The 859-nt window shown below is 58.1% G+C and carries 1 protein-coding gene; it reads right to left on the bottom strand.

Translation table 11 applies throughout. The features are described 5' to 3' along the window. Positions 1-280: 280 nt before the first annotated feature. Positions 281-592: a hypothetical protein gene (locus tag I5M_RS32565; RefSeq protein WP_148287973.1), complete on the bottom strand. Its 312-nt coding sequence runs from the start codon at positions 590-592 to the stop codon at positions 281-283. Between the last annotated feature and the right edge of the window lie 267 nt (positions 593-859).

The following is an 859-nucleotide window of genomic DNA, read 5'->3' as shown; positions in this document are numbered from 1 at the left end:
ATTGGCCAACGCCCCGATCCTTGAATTCCTGGGAAATGGCCCACCGCCCCCGATTTTTGGCTTCACCGGGGTCGTCACTGGTCACCCCGATCCTCCATGACGGCCAAAAAAATTCACCCATCCAGCTTTGTGGGTGATTTCTCCAGTCCTTGGATACGCGAGGGCATTTTTGCGTCTGTATCAACTTGAAAGTCCTTTTGCCGATCCAAGTCTCCATTGAGCGTGTGGATCTCCGGAGACAGCCATGAACCTGAGAAATCTTTCAAGATCGCGCGTGGTTTCACGTCAACGCACGACTGACGTGGGCGTGGCAGTCGCGCGGCAACTGCTGGTTCGATCCCTGCGCCAGAACCGTATGCATCACGTACTGGTCGGGTGCGTTTCCGTTGTTGGCTTCGTCCTGCGCAATGCTGCCGATGGCGAGACTTTCGAGGAGGCAGCGCGCAAGCTCTATCGCAACCCAGATCGAGCGAAGCGCGTCATCCGGCCGGAGATCCTGAGTTGGAGCAGTGAGGCATCCGTTCGACAAACTCGCGAAAATGACCTCGGCAAGACGTTGGCCGGAAATGATCACGTCATCGGCTTCGCCCACGACGAGGACGCTTTTCCGCTGGCGTTTCGCCTTGCAGCTGATGGGATCTTGTCCCTCCCCATCCCTGACTTATCGGCCCTTAAGGCAGCCTCCCGCGCAGCCGGAATTCGTGGCCTAGCCGACGAAGTTCTGGCCACTGCTGTGGGGGAGCCCCTCGCCTTGGTAAGTATGGTGATCAAGCCAGGTCGAAGCAGTCTGCATATCCAGCGGAGTCTCAGCAGGGTCAAGAAGGGCCAGCTCGCAAGAAGCTCTCAGAGGCGATCAGCC

Origin of the sequence: Rhodopseudomonas sp. B29 (assembly GCF_000333455.1) — a bacterium.
Classification (GTDB): domain Bacteria; phylum Pseudomonadota; class Alphaproteobacteria; order Rhizobiales; family Xanthobacteraceae; genus Rhodopseudomonas.
The sequence above is the reverse complement of the archived record's forward strand: the minus strand, read 5'-3'. Positions and strand labels throughout refer to the sequence as shown.